Below are 17,637 nucleotides of genomic sequence, written 5' to 3'. Positions count from 1 at the left end.
AAGGCGAATTTGATCGACAGCGGCGCGCGCCGCCCCTAACGGCGCGCGCCTATGGCGACGATCGTCCCCCTTGCCAACGTAGAGGCCACGCTGATCGAGGCGCTGCTCGACCGCGCGTTCGGGCCGGACCGCCATGCCCGCACCGCCTACCGCATCCGCGAGGGCACCGACTGGCTGCCCGCCCTCAGTTTCGCCCTGGCGGATGACGACTATCTGGTCGGAACGATCCAGCTCTGGCCGGTTGCACTGACCGACCCGGAGGGCCGGGCGCATCCGATGATCATGGTCGGCCCCGTCGCGGTCGTGCCCGAACGGCAGAACGAAGGTTTCGGCAAGGCGCTGATGCTTGCCGTCCTGGGGGCCCTCGAACCCGGTGCCCTGCCGCAGGTGATGATCGGCGATCCGGAATACTATGGCCGCTTCTTCGGCTTCACCGCTGCGCCGACCGGCGGCTGGCACTGTCCCGGCCCCTACGATCCCGCGCGCCTGCTGGTCCGGTGCGACAATCCGGCGGTACTCCCGGCAGAAGGCATGTTGGGCCCCTGGCCCGAGACCTTGGCGAATTGATCGCGCCGTGGCATCGCACTGCCGATGCCATACCAACCGCCCCCCGAACTTGCCGGACTGACGCTCGACCAAATCGCCGAGCAGGTCGCGGCGCGCAAACTGCCACCGGTCGAGGAATGGCGTCCGGAGAGCTCGGGCGACAGCCGCATGCGGATCGCGGCAGACGGCACCTGGTATCACGACGGCGGCCCCATAACCCGCCAGGCAATGGTGCGCGCCTTCTCCGGACTGCTCACGCGCGACGACAATGGACGGCACTGGCTCGTCACCCCGTTCGAGAAGCTATCGATCGAGGTCGAGGATGCGGCCTTCATCGCAACCGACGTGGTACGGCGCGATGGCGATCTCGCCTTCCGCCTCAACACCGACGAACTGATCGTCGCCGGGCGGGACAACCCGCTACGTGCCGGCGACCAGATCGAAACGCCCGCGATCTATCTCGGCGTACGGCGCGGGTGCGAGGCGCGGCTGAACCGCAGCACCTGGCAGCAACTCGCCGAGATCGCACTGGCCGAAGGCGACGGACGGACGGTGACGAGCCGGGGCGAGACCTTCCCTCTCTTGCCGCAATGAGCTCGCTTTTCGACCGCCTCGAAGCCCTGTTCGAACAGGGGCACCGCGCGGACATTCCCGACCTGCTGACCGACGAGCGCTTTGCCGACGCCAGCCGTACGGCGGACGCGGCGGTGCTGATCGCGGTGACCGACCGCCCCTCACCCGGCGTGATCCTGACGCAGCGCCCGCACGGCATGCGCGATCATCCTGGGCAAGTTGCCTTTCCCGGCGGCAAGATCGACCCGGGCGAAACGGCGGTCGAGGCCGCCCTGCGCGAAGCGGAGGAGGAGCTCTCCATGCGCCCGGGCGACGTGCGCGTGATCGGCAGGACCGACCGCTACCAGACGGGCACCGGATTCGACGTGACGCCGGTGCTCGGCGTCATTCCCCCCGATCTGCCGCTCGTCGCCAACCCGGGCGAGGTCGAGGCATGGTTCGAGGCGCCGCTCGACCTGCTGCTCGACCGAGAAAACTGGACCGAGCACGAGGTCTTCTGGCGCGGGGCGACCCGGCGCTACCTAGAGTATCATTACGAGGGCTTCCGTATCTGGGGGGTGACCGCGGCGATCATCGCCAATCTCGCCCGCCGCCTCGAATACAAGGCGTTGTTCGATGGCTGAGCGCCTGCCCCCCGCGGAATGGACGCAACGCCCGGATCTTGCCGCGCTAGTCGCAGCCATGGGCGCGGACAACGTTCGCTGGGTCGGGGGCGCGGTGCGCGACGCGCTGCTCGGGCACGAGGTGCGCGATGTCGACGCTGCCACCCCGCTCGAGCCGGCGACCGTGATCGACCGGCTGCGAACGGCCGGGATCAGGACGGTCCCGACCGGGATCGACCACGGCACCGTCACCGCGGTCCTGCCCGGCGGGCCGGTGGAAATCACCACGCTCCGCCGCGACGTCTCGACCGACGGGCGCCGCGCGACAGTCGCCTTCGCACGGGATTGGCGCGAAGACGCCGCCCGCCGCGATTTCACGATCAACGCGCTCTACGCCGCACCCGACACACTCGAGATCTTCGACTGGTTCGGCGGGCTCGCCGATCTGGCCGCCCAGCGCGTGCGGTTCATCGGCGAGGCGCGCCAGCGCATTCACGAGGACCACCTCCGCATCCTGCGCTATTTCCGCTTCCAGGCGCGCTTCGGCGCCGAGCTCGATGCCGAGGCGGAGGAAGCCTGCGCCGCGCTCGCCGCGACGCTCAAGGGCCTTTCGCGGGAGCGGGTCGCGGGCGAACTGCTCAACCTGCTCGGCCTCCCCGATCCAGCGGACACGGTCGCACGAATGCTGGCGCTGGGTGTGCTGCCCGTCGTGCTGCCCGAAGTCGGCACGACCGGTGTCGAGGCACTCCGCCGCCTGATCGCCAATGAAGACGCGGCGGGCATCCCCCCAAACCCGATCCGGCGCCTGGCCGCTCTCCTGCCCGCGCTTTCGCCGGTCGCAGAAGCCGTCGCCGCGCGGCTGCGGCTTTCCAAGGCCCAGCGAGAACGGGTCACCCGAGCCGCGGCGCGCCGGGCAGACGATGCCTTGCAGCCGCGTGCGCTCGCTTATCGCGAAGGCATCGACAGCGCGATCGACAGGCTGCTGCTCACCGGCGGCAACGTCGCACCGCTGATCGACTGGGATGTTCCTCAACTTCCGCTCAGGGGCGGCGAGATCGTGGCCCGAGGTGTTGCCGCAGGGCCTGAGGTGGCGCGCGTGCTGCGGAAGGTCGAATCTCAATGGATCGACGAAGGGTTTCCCACGCGCGACAGGGTGAACCGTATCGTGGATGAGGTGCTTCGAGAGCTCTGAGGTTGCTTCATCGCACTTTAATGTGGAAATGGTAGCACGTGTTCATAGCCGTCAGGCAGGACATGCCATCGCGTGCCTCGCTCGCGGTGGACCTTCCGCCCGATTTATCGGGCATGCGGGTTCCTGCTCTTGTAGCGGGGCGCAAGGCGCCGAAGGGCTTTCAGACCTTCTGAAGGGTGCACCCGTGATCCAATCTGGCTGGTACTCGTGCGGGTCTCGCGTCGTACAGCTTTGCGTTTGATACGAATTATAACGGAGTGGAATTATGAAGTTCTCGAAAATGGCCATCACAGCCATCGCTGCCGCCGGGATCGCGACAGCGGCCTACGCCCAGGGCGTCACCGCCGGCGCCACCGTCTACGGCCCCGAAGGCAACGCGGTCGGGACCATCGAAAGCGTCGCCGATGGCGTCGTCACCGTCGATACCGGCAAGCACAAGGCGCCGCTGCCTGCCAACGCCTTTGGCGAGGGTGAACAGGGTCCGACCATCACCGTCACCAAGGCCCAGCTCAACGCGATGCTCGACGAGCAGGTCGCCGCGGCCAATGCCAAGCGCGATGCGGCGCTGATCGAGACGGCCACCGTCGTCACGGCGGACAATCAGCCGCTCGGCATCGTCGAGAGCATCGAGGGCGACAACGTGATCGTCGCGCGCAGCGAGGGAGATGTGAATCTCCTGCGTGAGCACTTTGCCGTCAACCAGAACGGGCAGCTCATGGCGCTGTTCACGGCCGCGCAGATCGACGAGGCCGTCGCGGCGCAGACAGCTGCAGCGGGCGGATCGGATTCTTCGGCGGGGGCCAGCCAGTAAGCCTCGACCTGATGTTACCGCGGAAAGAGCCGGGTGTGGAGAATGTCCACGCCCGGCTCTTTCCGTTTCAACGCCCGTTCTCGAAACGATTGTCCTTCGGGAAACCCTGCGGCGGCAGGCGGCCTGCCGCGCCGCGCGCGACCTTCCACTGCCAGATCTCGCCTTCGGTCCGGGTGCGGCCGGTCTCACCGCCCATCGTCCAGCTCAGACCGTCGGCAAGGGTGAAGGTTATCGCGTCGGAAAGCCCACCATCGCGATAACGCTGCAGAGTAACACCCTGACCGCGCGCGAGCATCGGCAGTTCCTCTAGGTTGAAGACCACCAGCTTGCGATTGTCGCCCACGACGGCGACGTGATCGTGCGCTTCGGCGATCTCGCGCACGACGCGCAGCTTCGCCCCGGCCTTGAGATTGACGACCTGCCGCCCTTTGCGCGTCTCGGCGAGAATCTCGTCGGTCGCCGCGGCGAAACCCTTGCCCGTCGTCGCGGCGAGCAGGAGTTGCCCCTTGGGCTTGTGAACGATCAGGCCGACGACCTGCGCCTCCGGATCGATGTCGAGCATGTTGCGGATCGGTTCGCCGAAACCGCGCGCGCCGGGGAGCTTGTCGGCGCCGAGCGTGTAGATGCGTCCGTCGTCCGCCACGACGAGGAGCTTGTCGGTCGTCTGCGCGTGGACCGCGAAGGCGGGCCCGTCGCCCTCCTTGAACTTGAACTCGCCCGCGAGATCGACGTGTCCCTTGGCGCCGCGGACCCAGCCCTTCTGCGACAGGATCACCGTCACCGGCTCCTTCTCGATCATCGCGTCCATGCTGAATTCGACCGCGGGCGCGGCCTCGGCCACGGTCGTGCGGCGGCGGCCGAGCGCGGTGTCCTCGCCATATTCCTTGCGCAAGGCATTGAGGTCCCGCTTGAGCCGCGTTCGCTGCCGCGCGGGGCTGTCGAGCAGCTTAGTGAGCTCGTCCTGCTCCTTCAGCAGCGCATCCTTCTCCTGCCGCAGCTGCATCTCCTCCAGCTTGCGCAAGCTGCGCAGCCGCATGTTGAGGATCGCCTCGGCCTGGCGGTCGGTGAGATTGAACTCCGCCATCATCACCGGCTTGGGCTCGTCCTCGGTGCGGATGATCTCGATCACCCGATCGAGGTTGAGGAAGGCGATGATGTAGCCCTCGACCAGCTCCAATCGCCGGGCGATCTGTTCGAGCCGGTGGCGGCTGCGGCGCTGGAGGATGTCGATCTGGCTCGCGGTCCAGTGCGTCAGCAGCTCCTTCAAGCCCATGACCATCGGCGTGCGGTGCGCGTCGAGCACGTTCATGTTGAGACCGAAGCGGGTCTCGAGATCGCTCAGCTTGTAGAGCGATTCCTTGAGCAGCTCCGGATCGACATTGCGGCTGCGCGGGACCAGCACGAGGCGGATCTTCTCGTCGCTCTCGTCGCGAATGTCCTCGAGGATCGGCAGCTTCTTGTCGGCGATGAGCTGCGCGATCTGCTCGATCAGCTTGCCCTTCTGCACCTGGTAAGGGATTTCGCTGACGACGAGCTGCCACTGGCCGCCGCCCAGCCGCTCGATCCCCGCGTCGCGATCCTCCGCCTTCTCCGCCTCCGCCGCGTGGAAGCGCGCCCGGACGCGAAAGCTGCCGCGCCCGGTCTCGTAGGCCTGGGAGATCATCTCCGGACTGTCGACGATCAGCCCGCCGGTGGCGAAGTCCGGCCCCTGGAACAGCTCCATCAGCCGCGCGTGCTCGACATGTGGATTGTCGATCAGCTCCAGCGTCGCGTCGATCACCTCGGCGACGTTGTGGCTCGGGATGTTGGTCGCCATGCCGACGGCGATGCCGCTGGCGCCGTTGGCGAGCAGGTTGGGGAACAGCCCCGGGAAGATCTCCGGCTCCTGCTCCTCGCCATTGTAGGTCGGTATGAACTCGACCGTGCCCTCGTCGAGCCCTTCCATCAGGCGCAGGGCGGTCTTGGTCAGCCGCGCCTCGGTGTAGCGGTAGGCCGCGGCATTATCGCCGTCGATATTGCCGAAGTTCCCCTGCCCCTCAACCAGCGGATAGCGCAGCGCAAAGTCCTGCGCGAGGCGCACCATCGCGTCGTAGACGCTCGCGTCGCCATGCGGGTGATACTTGCCGATCACGTCGCCGACCACGCGGGCGGACTTCTTGAAGGCGGAGGACGGGTCGAGCTTGAGCTGCCGCATCGCCCACAGCAGCCGGCGGTGGACCGGCTTCAGCCCGTCGCGCAGATCGGGCAGCGAGCGTGCGGTGATCGTCGAGAGCGCATAGACCAGATAACGCTCTTCCAGCGCGGAATCGAACGGCGCATCGACGATCGCGTCGAAGGGATCTTTTTCGTCTTGCAGGGTCGCCATGCTCCTCGCCCTAGCAGCGCCACGCCCCGGCTAACAGAGCGGAACGGTGCGGTTTCCCCACACGTTGCGGCGACACATCAAGCGGAAAGGAGATCACCATGAAACGCGTTCTCATCCTCGCCACGGACGGCTTCGAACAATCCGAGCTGATGGACCCGCGCGAGAACCTCCAGCAGGCCGGAATCGAAACCGTCGTCGCAAGCCTCGAAGACGGTGAAATCCGCGGCTGGAAGGAGAAGGACTGGGGCGAAAGCGTCAAAGTGGACCTCACCGTCGGCGAAGTCGGCGTCGGCGACTATGACGCGCTGCTGCTCCCCGGCGGGCAGATCAACCCCGACATCCTGCGAATGAATGAGAAGGCGGTCTCGATCGTGCGCGAGTTCGACGCCGCCGGCAAGCCGATCGCCGCGATCTGCCACGCGCCGTGGCTGCTCGCCGAGGCCGGCATTGTCGAGGGTAAAACCGTGACGAGCTGGCCGTCGATCCGGACCGACCTCAAGAACGCGGGCGCGGAGGTCGTCGATCGCGAGGTGGTGACCGATGGCAATCTCATCACGAGCCGCCGCCCCGACGACATTCCCGCCTTCTCCGAGGCTCTGATCGAGCGTCTGCAGTCCGATCGGCGGGACGCCGCTTAGCGGACAAACAGGCTCGCCAGCTCGATGTGGGTCGACCAGACGAACTGGCCCACCGGGCGAACACGCTCCAGCCGGTAGCCGGCTTCGACGAGCCGCGCCGCATCGCGGGCCCAGCTCGAGGGGTTGCAGCTTACGTACGCGATCCGCGGCACGGCGCTTTCGGCGAGGCGCGCGACCTGCTCTCGCGCGCCGGCACGGGGCGGGTCGAGCAGGACGGCGTCGAAGCGGCCGAGTTCTTCGGGCTGAAGGGGATTGCGGAACAGGTCGCGGTGCATGGCGTGGACCGCCCTTCCCGATCTGCCCGCGGCCGACTTGCACGCGAGATGGGCGTCGCGCGCGGCCTCGACCGCCAGCACTTTCGCGGTTTCGGCCAGCGGGAACGAGAACGTGCCGAGGCCCGCGAACAGGTCGGCGACCACGCCGGCACCGACGAGCCATTCGCGCACGGCACCGGCAAGCGCCGCTTCGCCATCAGCGGTGGCCTGGAGGAAGCTGCCGCTGGGGAAGCCCACCGGAATGCCCGAAAGCGAGACCGTCACCGGCTCCGGCTCCCACACCGGCTCGGGGCCATAGCCCTGATCCAGCGTGAGCCGCGCGAGCCGGTTCTCCTGCGCGAAAGCGAGCAGCGCTTCGGTTTCCTCGAGGCCCTCGACAGGCAGGTTCGCGATCGCACAGTCCACGCCCTGGTCCGTCAGCGCCAGCTCGATATCGACCGAGAAGCGCCCCTTGCGGCGCGCAAGCAGCGCGCGAAGCGCGGGCACGAGCGCGAACAGCTCCGGCCGCAGGATATGGCACTCGCGCATGTCGACGACGCGGTGCGAGCCCGCCTCGCGGAAGCCGATCACCGGCTTTCCCCCGGCGGAGAGCGCGTGCAGCGTGCACCGGCGGCGGCTGCGCGGCGGCGAGAGATGGGGCGCGAGCAATTCGCCGATCGCCACGCCCTGCGACTGCGCGGCGAAGGCGACCCGCTCGCCGACATAGCGTGCGATCGATGGCTCGTCGCAATGCTGGAGCTGGCATCCGCCGCAAGTGCCGAAATGGCGGCAGGGCGGAACCGCATGGTGCAGGCCAGGCGCTAGCGATCCGTCGGGCAGGAGCACGTCGCCGGGCGCGGCATAGGGCGCGTGCCGCCCATCGGCGGTGACGCCATCGCCCTTGGCGGCGATGCGGACGATCTCGGATGCTTCGGTCACAGGAAGCGCGCGTAGGCGGGTTTGACGGCGTGCGCCAGTTCGTCCGCGATGAACGCCGCACCGGCGATCCGCGCGGCCTCGTGCTGGAGCCAGACGGCCTGCTCCGCGGCTTCGAACGCCGGGAGCCCGGTGGCCATGCGGCTCGCAGCGATTCCCGCGAGCACGTCGCCGGTGCCCGCTGCCGAAAGCCAGCTCGGGCCCGGAGCGAACAGACGCACTCGTCCGTCAGGAGCGCAGAGCACGGTGTCGGGCCCTTTGGCGAGCACCGTCAGTCCGCTCGCCTCGGCCAACGCCCGGGCCTGCGCGCGCTTTCCCTGGGCGGAAATCCCGTAGGTCTCGCATAGCTTCGCAAGCTCGCCCTCGTGCGGCGTGGCCAGTGTCTCGCGGGTAAAGACCTGGCGCTCGAGCAGCCCCAGCGCTTCGGCATCGAGAACCAGCGGCCCGCCACGCGCCAGCGCGGCTGCGAGCCGGGCTTTCGCGGCGTCGTCGCGCCCCAGGCCTGGCCCTGCGAGCACGGCGCCGATCCGCTCGTCGCCGAGCGCCTCGTCGAGGCGCGCGTCGCTGACCACCAGCGCCGCGGGCGTGGCCGGATGCGAATGGTCGGCGAGCAGCCTGACGTTCCCCGCCCCTGCGCGCATCGCCGCCTGTGCCGCGAGCAGCGCGGCGCCGGGCATCGCTCCGCCGACCACCGCGAGCAGCCCGCGGCGGTACTTGTGCGCATCAGGCGCGGGCGGTTCGAAGCGCGGGCGCGCGGACAGCGATGCCGCGGCCCCGATATCGCCGATGCCGATGTCGATCAGCCGCCGCGCGCCCATCGCGGCGGAAGAGGGCATCGTCCAGTGCGCGAACTTCCATGCGCCGAGCGCGAGCGTCAGGTCGTAGCGCGGCAGTCCGTCGTTGAGCTGCGCCCCGCTGTCGCTCTCGACGCCGCTCGGCAGATCGACCGCGACCGCCTGGCCGTGGCTCGCCGCGAGGCCGCCCAGCAAGGCAAGCAGATCGTCCGACAGCGGCCGCGTCAGCCCGCTGCCGAACAGGCAATCGACCAGCACGGCGCCGCGCCGTCCCTCGCCCGATGTCGCCATACCGCCGCGATAAAGCCCGCGCGCGTTCCTCGCCGCATCGGTCCTCGGTTCGATCGGCGCGACGACAACCACGTCGAGTCCGCGCTCGTGCAAAACCTGCGCGATCACGTAACCGTCGCCGCCGTTGTTGCCGGGCCCGCAGAGCACCGTCACCGGCCGTCCCGACGCGATGCGCCAGACCCATTCCGCGGCGCCGCGGCCGGCGCGCTGCATCAGTTCATCGACACTGGTTCCGCCGTCGATCAGCGCCTGCTCGGCCGCCCGCATTTCGGCGACCGTGAGAACCGAATCACTCCCCCGCATCGCTGCCTTGCTGCGGGCGTGCGGGGAAGCGGTAGCGGTCGCCCGCCACGCTGACTTCCAGCAGTTCGCCCGTCAGTTCCTGTTCCACCGGATCCGCCCCGTCGAACGCTGCGAGCCCGCGTCCATCTGGCATTTGCTCGAAGCGGCGAAAGCCGCCGTCGGGGTGGCGGACGGTGAGCACGGCCACGCCGTCCGCTTCGCCGCGTTCCACCAGGCAGTCGGCCCCGAATTCGGCGCCCGGCCCGATCGCGCATTCGATCCGCTGCGCACCTTCCTCCGCCTGCGCCTGCACCGCAGCATCGCCCGAGGAGCAGGCGGCGAGCGCCAGCGCCCCTGCGATGGCGGTGGAGACGCGCGTCACTTGCGCTCCAGCTGCGAGACGTCGCGCACCGCGCCGCGCGCGGCGCTGGTGGTCATCGCGGCATAGGCCCTGAGTGCGGTCGAGACCTGCCGCTTGCGCTTCTCCATCGGTTGCCATGCCGCATCCCCCTTCGCGTCCATCTCCGCGCGCCGCCGCGCGAGTTCGTCATCGGTGACGTCGAGATGGATCGTTCGTCCGGGAATGTCGATCACGATCGTGTCGTCGTCCCGAACCAGGCCGATCTCCCCGCCCTCGGCCGCCTCGGGCGAAACATGGCCGATCGAGAGGCCCGAGGTGCCGCCGGAGAAGCGCCCGTCGGTCAGCAGCGCACAGGCCTTCCCTAGGCCTTTCGATTTGAGATAGCTCGTCGGATAGAGCATTTCCTGCATGCCCGGCCCGCCGCGCGGTCCTTCGTACCGGATCACGACTACATCGCCTTCCTTGACCTGGTCCATCAGGATTCCCGTTACCGCCGCGTCCTGACTCTCGTAGACTTTGGCCGGACCGGAGAACCTCAGGATGCTCTCGTCCACCCCCGCGGTTTTCACGATGCAGCCGTCAGCGGCGATGTTGCCGTAAAGCACGGCAAGCCCGCCATCCTTGCTGAAGGCGTGCTCGGCCGAACGGATGACGCCGCCCTGGCGGTCGAGATCGAGTTCGCTCCACCGGCGATCCTGGCTGAACGCGGTCTGCGTCGGCACGCCGCCGGGCGCGGCGCGGAAGAATTCCTGCACCGCCGGGCTGTTGGTGCGCGCAATGTCCCAGGAATCCAGCGCATCGGCCAGCGTGGGGCTATGGACCGTCGGAACCGCGGTGTTGAGCAGCCCCGCGCGGTCGAGCTCCCCGAGGATCGCCATGATGCCGCCGGCGCGGTGAACGTCCTCCATGTGGACGTCGGATTTGGCCGGTGCGACCTTGCTGAGGCACGGCACCCCGCGCGAGAGCCGGTCGATATCGGCCATGGTGAAGTCGACGCCCGCCTCGTGCGCCGCGGCGAGCAGGTGGAGCACGGTGTTGGTCGACCCGCCCATCGCGATATCGAGGCTCATCGCATTCTGGAACGCGGACTTGTCGGCGATCGTGCGCGGCAGGACGCTCGCGTCGTCCTCCTCGTACCAGCGGCGGCAGAGCTCGACGACCAGCCGCCCTGCGCGCAGGAACAGCGCCTTGCGGTCGGCATGGGTCGCCAGCGTCGATCCGTTGCCCGGCAGCGAGAGGCCCAGCGCTTCGGTCAGGCAGTTCATCGAGTTGGCGGTGAACATGCCCGAGCACGAGCCGCAGGTCGGGCATGCCGAACGCTCGATCGTGGCGACTTCCTCGTCCGTGTAGCTTTCGTCGGCGGCGGCAACCATCGCGTCGACCAGGTCGAGCGCGACTTCCTTGCCCTTCACCACGACCTTGCCTGCCTCCATCGGGCCGCCCGAGACGAACACGACCGGGATATTGATCCGCAGCGCGGCCATCAGCATCCCGGGCGTGATCTTGTCGCAGTTCGAGATGCAGACCATCGCGTCGGCGCAGTGAGCGTTGACCATGTACTCGACGCTGTCGGCGATCAGGTCGCGGCTCGGCAGCGAGTAGAGCATGCCGTCGTGGCCCATCGCGATCCCGTCGTCGACGGCGATCGTGTTGAACTCCTTCGCCACGCCGCCCGCGGCCTCGATCTCGCGCGCGACCATCTGGCCGAGATCCTTGAGGTGGACGTGGCCGGGCACGAACTGGGTGAACGAGTTGACCACCGCGACGATCGGCTTGCCGAAGTCGTCGTCCTTCATTCCCGTCGCGCGCCACAGCCCGCGCGCGCCGGCCATGTTGCGGCCGTGGGTCGAAGTGCGGGAGCGGTAGGCGGGCATGACGAATTCCAGATGTTGGGGGGTTGGGCTTCCGGCCACCCCTAAAGCATCGCGCGCAGCGGTCGAAAGGGAAATTCTTTTGCCGGCAACAGCTCTCAAGTGCCCTTCAGGGCAAGCACGGTCCGGCGAGCGACATCCGCCACGAGCGCCGCCCAGCGCGCCTGGTCGGCCTCGCGCTCGATCATGTCCTGTCGGACCTCGATGGTGAGATAAGGTCGACCGAGCGCCTCGGCATGGCGGTCCATCGTCGCATTGAGCTGCTTGCCCGAATAAGGCTGGTTATCGCCGACGATCAGCCCTTCCTCCGCAAACAGCCGGATGGCGTGCCGCGCGGCGCGATCATCGTGGTTGTAGAGCAGAGCGACCTCCCAGGGCCGCTCTTCACCGCCACTTTCCATCTGGGGCGTGAAGCTGTGTAGCGCGACGATCAGTTCGGGCTGCGCCTCGTCGAGCCATTCGCCAAGCGCGACGTGATACGGACGGTGAAAGCGTTCCAGCCGCCGCTCGATGTTCGCTCCGATATTACCGGGGATCAGGTGCCCGTCGCTCTTCTGCGGGACGACCCCGGGCGAGTCCTCCTCGCGATGGAGATCGCAAACCAGCCGGCTGATGCACGCGATATGAGCGGGAATGTCGTGGCGCCGCGCCATTCGCTCGGCGACCCCTTCGACGCCGATATCGAGCGCAATGTGCTTCTCGAGCAGCGCGGGATCTATGCCGAGTTCGATGTCGCGCGGGACATGGTTCGAGGAGTGATCGGCGACGCAGACGATACCGCCGCGAATGGCTTCGCCGACGCGGCGGTAGGGGGAGGCCTCTGTCATCTGAGTCTGCCCCGCATCTGCCACCACTTCGGATTGCTATTCGCGATTGCCACGGCTGCCGCGTCGCGTTCTTCAAGGTTCTCGAACAAGGCGAAGCAGGTGGCGCCGGAACCGGACATGCGGTGGAGAAAGGCCCGTGTCCCTCGCAGCGCTGCGAGAATGTCTGCGATCGCGGGGCATTGCCCGATAGCCGGCGCTTCGAGACCGTTGCGCCCCTCGCGCGCGATCTGCGATGCCGGGCCATCCGGCAGAGCGCCGCAGTCCCGCCCGTCCCAGGCCGCGAAGACCGCAGCTGTCGCGAGCGGCGCGCGCGGGTTCACCAGCAACACGGGCGTGCCGGCGAGATCGTTCGCGAGGGAGGCAAGATCGGTCCCGGTGCCCCGGCCGATACAGGCCTCGCTCTCGACGCAGGCGGGAACGTCCGCTCCGAGAGCGGCGGCACGTTCGCGCCAGTCGTCCGGCAAGCCGTAGCGTTCGCGGATCATCCGGAACACCGCACCCGCATCGGCGGAGCCACCGCCCAACCCCGCGGCAACCGGCAGGCGCTTGTCCAGTGTCACCGCCAGTCCCTCCGCGCGCGGCAGCTTGCCGAGCGCTCTGGAGGCGATGTTGCCGAACGGATCGTCGAGCGCGCCGGCGAACTCGCCCGTCACCGTCAGTCTGTCCTGTGCGGCGGTGCGCGCAGTCAGTTCGTCGCCCACGTCGACGAAAGCGAAAGCGGTTTCGAGTTCGTGATAGCCGTCCTCGCGCCGTCTGCGGACGTGCAGCGCAAGGTTGATCTTGGCGTAGGCGGTTTCCCGCATCAGTGCCCTTTCCCTTTCAGGGGAGAGGATTGGGAGAGGGAGAGACACGCAAAGGCTCTCGCATGGCACGATCGTATCTCTCCCCTAAAGGGGAGAGAGGACCATCCCACCGCCCCCATCACATGTTCGGGTAGTTCGGACCGCCGCCGCCTTCGGGCGTGACCCATTCGATGTTCTGGTTCGGGTCCTTGATGTCGCAGGTCTTGCAGTGGACGCAGTTCTGCGAGTTGATGACGAACTTGGGATCGCCCTCCTCCACGTCCACCCATTCGTAGACGCCGGCCGGACAGTAGCGCGTCGAAGGGCCGCCATAGACACCCAGTTCGCTCGCCTCCTGCAAGGCCATGTCCTTCACCTTCAGGTGGCAAGGCTGGTCCTCGGCATGGTTGGTATACGAATAGGACACCGACGTCAGCCGGTCGAAGCTGATCTCGCCATCGGGCTTGGGATAGTCGATCGGCCTGTGCAGGTCGGCCCGATGCGTGTGGGTGTAGTCGGGCGTATGCTTCATTGTGATCGGCAGACCGATGCCGAGCGTGCGCATCCACATGTCGATCCCGGCGAGCGCCGTGCCGATGTCGCCGCCGAACTTCGACACCGCCGGCTGCGCGTTCTTCACTTTCTTGAGCTCGTCGGCGATCCAGCTCGAACGCACGGCGGAATCATAGTCCGCCAGCTCGGTCTTTTCACTGCCCCCGGCGATCGCAGCCGCGACGGCCTCGGCAGCGAGCATGCCGCTCTTCATCGCCGTGTGGCTGCCCTTGATCCGCGGCACGTTGACGAAGCCGGCGGCGCAGCCGATCAGCGCGCCACCAGGAAACGCCAGCTTCGGCACGGACTGCCAGCCACCCTCGTTGATGGCGCGCGCGCCATAGGCGACGCGCTTGCCGCCTTCGAGATACTCACGGATCGCAGGGTGATGTTTCCAGCGCTGGAATTCATGGAACGGCGAGACGTAGGGATTCTCGTAGTCGAGCGCGGTGACGAAGCCGATAGCAACCTGTCCGTTCGCCTGGTGGTAGAGGAAGCCGCCGCCCCAGGTGTCGCTTTCCGACAGCGGCCACCCCTGCGTGTGGATCACGCGGCCAGGGACGTGCTTCTCGGGATCGATGTCCCACAGCTCCTTGACGCCGAGGCCGTAGACCTGCGGCTGGCAGTCGGCCTCGAGGTCGTACTTGGCCTTCATCCGCTTGGTGAGATTGCCGCGCGCGCCCTCGGCGAAAAGCGTGTACTTGGCATGGATCTCCATGCCCGGCTGGTAGTCGGGCTTCTGACTGCCGTCGGCCGCGACGCCCATGTCCTGCGTCACCACACCGGCAACCGCGCCGCTCTCGTCGAACAGCACGTCGGCGGCGGGAAAGCCCGGAAAGACCATCACGCCCAGCGCCTCGGCCTGCTCGCCCAACCAGCGGGTCAGATTGCCGAGCGAGCCGGTGTAGCAGCCGTCGTTCGACAGGAACGGCGGCATCAGCAGGTGCGGCATCGACCACTTGCCCGACTTGCCCAGCACCCAGTGCCAGTTGTCGGTCACCGGCGTCTCAGCCATCGGACAGCCCTGTTCCCGCCATTCGGGAAGCAGCTCGTCAAGGGCGATCGGATCGACCACCGCGCCCGAGAGGATGTGCGCGCCGATCTCCGATCCCTTCTCGAGAACGACGACTTCGAGCGCATCGTTGATCTGCTTGAGGCGGATCGCCGCGGCCAGGCCCGCGGGCCCTCCGCCGACGATCACGACGTCGCATGGCATCGATTCGCGTTCGCTCATCCCGGTTCGGTCCTTCGTAATATTGCGTTGACGAGACTTGGTTCATGCCTTGATTGCTGCGGCGGGGCAGGTCAAGACCGCAGCCGTGATGGCCGAACGCCCGCCCCCGCCCCTTCCCGACGAGCTTGCCGCCGCCTTCGACTGGTGGCGCGACGCCGGCGTCGATTGCGATTTCGCCGAGGACGCTACGGATTGGCTGGCCCCGCCGGACGATCAGCCGCCCGCAAAACCTGCCGCGGCACCGGCGCGCACGGCCACCAGCCCGCTCGCGCCGCCGGATAAGCCATCACATGCGATTGTCGCCAGCCGAGCCGTCTGGCCGACGGACCTCGCCGCGTTTCGCGAATGGTGGCTCACCTCCGACACGCTCGACCACGGCGGCGTGTTCCCGCGTGTGGCGCCGGTGGGTCAGGCGCGGCGTGCCCTGATGGTCGTGGTCAACCAACCCGAGGAAGGCGATCACGAACGGCTCCTTTCCGGACCCGAGGGCGCACTGCTGCACGGATTCCTGCGCGCCGCCGGGGTTGAGCCGGAGACGGTCTATCTCGCGTCGCTTCTGCCCCGCCACGATCCGGCCCCTGATTGGCCGTCGATCCGTTCCGCGGGGTTCGGTGACTTGCTGGCCCATCATATCGGGCTTGCCGAACCCCAACGGATTCTTCTGCTCGGACGCAACATTCCGCCGTTGTTGGGGCACGACATGACGCAAGGCCCTGCAATTTTACCGGAGTTTAACCAACAAGGGCGGAGCATTCCTGCCATGGGTGCCGGAGGGCTCGCGGACATGCTCCGTTCAGCGAAGCGGCGCGAGCGCTTCTGGCGATGCTGGCTCGATTGGACATATGGCAAACGACGGACGGATTAAGCGGGGTTGGAGACTGGCGGCGACAGTTGTCACGGCCCTGACAGCGGTCGTCACGGCAGCGCCGGCCGCAGCGAACAGCGCCGAGTATTTCCGCTCTCGGGCGCTCAACAGCAACGTTCCGCAACTGCTGAGCAACCCCGACAGGGAATACTACGCGCAGCTCTTCCACGCGATTGACCGCGAGGACTGGGCCCGGGTTCAGGCAATGCTCGCCGAGCGCAGCGACGGCCCGCTGCATCAGGTGGCACGCGCCGAGTACTATCTGGCGGCCAACAGCCCGCGGGTCGAGCTGCCGGCTATCCAGGCCTGGCTCGCGGAAGGCAACCGCTTGCCGCAAGCCGCCCAGATCGGCAACCTCGGGCTGAAACGGGGCCTGCTATCCGCACCCTACGTTCCGCCGGAACAGAGTTTCGTGCGCCAGCCTTATGCGTCCAAGCGCGTGCGACCGGCAACGATCGACGACGGCACGATGCCAACCGAGGTGCGCACTGCCATCCTCGAGCGGATTACCAACGACGATCCGGACGGCGCCCGCCAGCTGCTCGACGGCGTCGACGCCTTGCTCAGTCCGCCCGCGCGCGCCGAGTGGCGCCAGCGAGTCGCGTGGAGCTATTTCATCGAGAACAACGACCCCACCGCGTTGGCGATGGCGCTGACCGTTCGCGAGGGATCGGGCGCGTGGGTGGCCGAGGGCGACTGGGCAGCGGGCCTGGCGGCGTGGCGCATGGGCGACTGCGGCACGGCAGGCGACGCCTTTCAGCGCGCGGCGAGTGGATCGACCAATAACGAACTCACCGCCGCCGCCCGCTATTGGGCGAGCCGCGCACTGATCCGTTGCCGCCACCCCGAGAAGGCGGGCGAGCAGCTGCGCGGGGCCGCACGGCTGGACGAGACCCTCTACGGTATGCTCGCGCGTGAGCAGCTCGGCCAGACGCTACCGCAGACACACGCCGGCGCCGACTTCGCGATGGAGGACTGGCAGAAGCTGCGCGGCATCGAGAACGTGCGCATCGCAGTTTCGCTCGCCGAAATCGGGCGTGACGATCTCGCGGACGAGGTCCTGCGCCACGAGGCACGGATCGGTGATCCCGAGCACTACGACGAACTTTCACGGCTGGCACGCGACATGGGGCTGCCGTCGACCCAGCTCTGGATGGCACACAACGCACCGCGTGGTGCGGCAGCCGAGCCGGCGCTGCGCTATCCTGCGCCGCGCTGGGCGCCGGTCAACGGATGGCAGGTCGATCCGGCGCTCGCCTACGCGCATACGCTGCAGGAATCGGTGTTTCGCGCCGATGCCGTCAGCCCGGCGGGTGCGCGCGGCCTGATGCAGATCATGCCCGCCGCGGCGATGGACCATTCGGGCAGGCTCGGAGTTGCCGGCTCGCCAAGCGATCTCGCGCGGCCGGAGATCAACCTCGCGTTCGGACAGGCGCATCTCCGGATGCTTCGCGACGCGCCCGCGACGGGCGGGCTGCTGCCGAAGGTCATGGCCGCCTACAACGCCGGCCTCACGCCGATCGGCCGCTGGAATACCGAAGTGCGCGATCTCGGCGATCCGCTGCTCTACATGGAGAGCATCCCGTACTGGGAGACGCGCGGCTACGTCTCGATCGTGATGCGCAACTACTGGATGTACGAGCGCCAGGCCGGCGGCGCCTCCGAGAGCCGGACCGCGCTCGCCCAAGGCCTGTGGCCGACCTTTCCCGAGCTGTCGGGCGGAGGTGGAGTACGCGTGACGGCGAGGGATTGACCCTCTCTTCAAGTCCCGCGGACGGCGTGTGCTTTCACGCATCTCAGGCGTGACACTTACATCCGGGGCAGAACCTCTTCGCGCCTTTTACGTCTTCGCGTGAAAAAC

16 protein-coding genes are annotated in these 17,637 nt (G+C 67.8%); 8 read left to right on the top strand and 8 right to left on the bottom strand.

Annotated elements, in window-relative coordinates:
- Positions 1–51: 51 nt before the first annotated feature.
- The 5 genes from ETX26_RS04410 (at position 52) to ETX26_RS04390 (ending at position 3,724) form a co-directional block, all read left to right on the top strand.
- Positions 52–567 carry a GNAT family N-acetyltransferase gene (locus ETX26_RS04410; protein ID WP_129523446.1) on the top strand — a complete coding sequence of 172 codons (516 nt, stop codon included), beginning with the start codon at positions 52–54 and terminating at the stop codon, positions 565–567.
- Positions 568–591: 24 nt separating this feature from the next.
- Positions 592–1,140 carry a DUF1285 domain-containing protein gene (locus tag ETX26_RS04405; protein WP_129523445.1) on the top strand — a complete coding sequence of 183 codons (549 nt, stop codon included), beginning with the start codon at positions 592–594 and terminating at the stop codon, positions 1,138–1,140.
- Positions 1,137–1,742, top strand: a complete 606-nt coding sequence (locus tag ETX26_RS04400) for a CoA pyrophosphatase (protein ID WP_129523444.1) — start codon at positions 1,137–1,139, stop codon at positions 1,740–1,742. Before ETX26_RS04405 ends, ETX26_RS04400 begins: the two co-directional genes overlap by 4 nt.
- On the top strand, positions 1,735–2,913 hold the full coding sequence (locus ETX26_RS04395; RefSeq protein WP_129523443.1) for a CCA tRNA nucleotidyltransferase: 1,179 nt from the start codon (positions 1,735–1,737) through the stop codon (positions 2,911–2,913). The genes ETX26_RS04400 and ETX26_RS04395 overlap by 8 nt, the downstream gene beginning before the upstream one ends.
- Before the next feature lie 265 nt (positions 2,914–3,178).
- Entirely contained in the window at positions 3,179–3,724 is a 546-nt protein-coding gene (locus ETX26_RS04390) for a hypothetical protein (protein WP_129523442.1), read from the top strand.
- 67 nt (positions 3,725–3,791) lie between these two features.
- Here the strand turns inward: ETX26_RS04390 and parC are convergent, their stop codons facing one another.
- A complete protein-coding gene (parC, locus tag ETX26_RS04385; RefSeq protein ID WP_129523441.1) occupies positions 3,792–6,089 on the bottom strand; it encodes a DNA topoisomerase IV subunit A in 2,298 nt (765 codons plus the stop codon).
- Positions 6,090–6,187: 98 nt separating this feature from the next.
- Here parC and ETX26_RS04380 point away from each other — a divergent pair, with 98 nt between their 5' ends.
- Complete coding sequence (locus ETX26_RS04380) at positions 6,188–6,727, top strand: type 1 glutamine amidotransferase domain-containing protein (protein ID WP_129523440.1); 540 nt, start codon at positions 6,188–6,190, stop codon at positions 6,725–6,727.
- On the opposite strand, the gene ETX26_RS04375 is transcribed toward ETX26_RS04380, so the two are convergent.
- The 7 genes from ETX26_RS04375 to ETX26_RS04345 form a co-directional block, all read right to left on the bottom strand.
- The gene (locus tag ETX26_RS04375) at positions 6,724–7,920 is read right to left on the bottom strand and encodes a class I SAM-dependent RNA methyltransferase (protein ID WP_129523439.1); all 1,197 of its coding nucleotides are present in this window, start codon (positions 7,918–7,920) and stop codon (positions 6,724–6,726) included. The genes ETX26_RS04380 and ETX26_RS04375 overlap by 4 nt on opposite strands.
- Positions 7,917–9,305, bottom strand: a complete 1,389-nt coding sequence (locus ETX26_RS04370; protein WP_129523438.1) for an NAD(P)H-hydrate dehydratase — start codon at positions 9,303–9,305, stop codon at positions 7,917–7,919. The genes ETX26_RS04375 and ETX26_RS04370 overlap by 4 nt, the downstream gene beginning before the upstream one ends.
- The gene (locus ETX26_RS04365) at positions 9,292–9,666 is read right to left on the bottom strand and encodes a hypothetical protein (protein WP_129523437.1); all 375 of its coding nucleotides are present in this window, start codon (positions 9,664–9,666) and stop codon (positions 9,292–9,294) included. Before ETX26_RS04365 ends, ETX26_RS04370 begins: the two co-directional genes overlap by 14 nt.
- Positions 9,663–11,519, bottom strand: a complete 1,857-nt coding sequence (gene ilvD / locus ETX26_RS04360) for a dihydroxy-acid dehydratase (RefSeq protein WP_129524146.1) — start codon at positions 11,517–11,519, stop codon at positions 9,663–9,665. The genes ETX26_RS04365 and ilvD overlap by 4 nt, the downstream gene beginning before the upstream one ends.
- Before the next feature lie 95 nt (positions 11,520–11,614).
- Complete coding sequence (locus ETX26_RS04355) at positions 11,615–12,343, bottom strand: N-formylglutamate amidohydrolase (protein WP_129523436.1); 729 nt, start codon at positions 12,341–12,343, stop codon at positions 11,615–11,617.
- Positions 12,340–13,146: a 4-(cytidine 5'-diphospho)-2-C-methyl-D-erythritol kinase gene (locus tag ETX26_RS04350; RefSeq protein ID WP_129523435.1), complete on the bottom strand. Its 807-nt coding sequence runs from the start codon at positions 13,144–13,146 to the stop codon at positions 12,340–12,342. Before ETX26_RS04350 ends, ETX26_RS04355 begins: the two co-directional genes overlap by 4 nt.
- Positions 13,147–13,264: 118 nt before the next feature.
- Positions 13,265–14,911 (bottom strand): electron transfer flavoprotein-ubiquinone oxidoreductase, encoded by a 1,647-nt coding sequence (locus ETX26_RS04345; RefSeq protein WP_129523434.1) that lies wholly within the window; start codon positions 14,909–14,911, stop codon positions 13,265–13,267.
- A gap of 88 nt (positions 14,912–14,999) precedes the next feature.
- Here ETX26_RS04345 and ETX26_RS04340 point away from each other — a divergent pair, with 88 nt between their 5' ends.
- Together ETX26_RS04340 and ETX26_RS04335 are read left to right on the top strand one after the other, a co-directional pair.
- Complete coding sequence (locus tag ETX26_RS04340) at positions 15,000–15,776, top strand: hypothetical protein (protein WP_129523433.1); 777 nt, start codon at positions 15,000–15,002, stop codon at positions 15,774–15,776.
- Positions 15,754–17,529 (top strand): lytic transglycosylase domain-containing protein, encoded by a 1,776-nt coding sequence (locus tag ETX26_RS04335; protein WP_129523432.1) that lies wholly within the window; start codon positions 15,754–15,756, stop codon positions 17,527–17,529. The genes ETX26_RS04340 and ETX26_RS04335 overlap by 23 nt, the downstream gene beginning before the upstream one ends.
- Positions 17,530–17,637: the final 108 nt, after the last annotated feature.

This window comes from Pelagerythrobacter rhizovicinus, assembly GCF_004135625.1.
GTDB lineage: Bacteria > Pseudomonadota > Alphaproteobacteria > Sphingomonadales > Sphingomonadaceae > Pelagerythrobacter > Pelagerythrobacter rhizovicinus.
This window is presented reverse-complemented; position numbering and strand designations above follow the sequence as displayed.

Coding starts and splice junctions, on each gene's coding strand:
- ETX26_RS04410 (WP_129523446.1), top strand. CDS start 52: ATGGCGACGATCGTCCCCCTTGCCAACGTAGAGGCCACGCTGATCGAG.
- ETX26_RS04405 (WP_129523445.1), top strand. CDS start 592: ATGCCATACCAACCGCCCCCCGAACTTGCCGGACTGACGCTCGACCAA.
- ETX26_RS04400 (WP_129523444.1), top strand. CDS start 1,137: ATGAGCTCGCTTTTCGACCGCCTCGAAGCCCTGTTCGAACAGGGGCAC.
- ETX26_RS04395 (WP_129523443.1), top strand. CDS start 1,735: ATGGCTGAGCGCCTGCCCCCCGCGGAATGGACGCAACGCCCGGATCTT.
- ETX26_RS04390 (WP_129523442.1), top strand. CDS start 3,179: ATGAAGTTCTCGAAAATGGCCATCACAGCCATCGCTGCCGCCGGGATC.
- parC (WP_129523441.1), bottom strand. CDS start 6,089: ATGGCGACCCTGCAAGACGAAAAAGATCCCTTCGACGCGATCGTCGAT.
- ETX26_RS04380 (WP_129523440.1), top strand. CDS start 6,188: ATGAAACGCGTTCTCATCCTCGCCACGGACGGCTTCGAACAATCCGAG.
- ETX26_RS04370 (WP_129523438.1), bottom strand. CDS start 9,305: ATGCGGGGGAGTGATTCGGTTCTCACGGTCGCCGAAATGCGGGCGGCC.
- ilvD (WP_129524146.1), bottom strand. CDS start 11,519: ATGCCCGCCTACCGCTCCCGCACTTCGACCCACGGCCGCAACATGGCC.
- ETX26_RS04355 (WP_129523436.1), bottom strand. CDS start 12,343: ATGACAGAGGCCTCCCCCTACCGCCGCGTCGGCGAAGCCATTCGCGGC.
- ETX26_RS04350 (WP_129523435.1), bottom strand. CDS start 13,146: ATGCGGGAAACCGCCTACGCCAAGATCAACCTTGCGCTGCACGTCCGC.
- ETX26_RS04345 (WP_129523434.1), bottom strand. CDS start 14,911: ATGAGCGAACGCGAATCGATGCCATGCGACGTCGTGATCGTCGGCGGA.
- ETX26_RS04340 (WP_129523433.1), top strand. CDS start 15,000: ATGGCCGAACGCCCGCCCCCGCCCCTTCCCGACGAGCTTGCCGCCGCC.
- ETX26_RS04335 (WP_129523432.1), top strand. CDS start 15,754: ATGGCAAACGACGGACGGATTAAGCGGGGTTGGAGACTGGCGGCGACA.